Source organism: Erwinia sp. ErVv1 (assembly GCF_900068895.1).
Classification (GTDB): Bacteria; Pseudomonadota; Gammaproteobacteria; order Enterobacterales; family Enterobacteriaceae; genus Erwinia.
Window position 1 is genome coordinate 375072 of record NZ_CDPK01000002.1, and the last position, 377, is coordinate 375448.

Consider the following 377-nt stretch of genomic DNA (forward strand, 5'->3'; position numbering starts at 1 on the left):
GTTTCGGGGGTTACAGGCGATTCTTTGGCAGGTTTAAAGCAAAGAGAACTCTGCAAATAAGACAACCTCCTTGCCAAAGCCTCAGGGCCATAGCCTGAGGGTTGTGCACAGTGCGCTAAAGGCTCAGTGTTGTCGCCTACGGGTGTTGCCTGGCTGGCTAAAGGCCTGGTGTAGTCGCCAACGGATGGGGCCCGGCCGTCTGCTCCATTTACATTGTGTTGGCTGCGGGTAACGGCGGTTTCGGGGGTTACACAAGATCTTTCGGCAAGTTTTAAAAGAAAGAACTCTGCAAATAAGAAAATGGATGAGCATTGCTACAGCTCAAAAGCCTGAATGTTATTAGGGCTTAACTGGACGTCGTGCTGATGATAACTGCG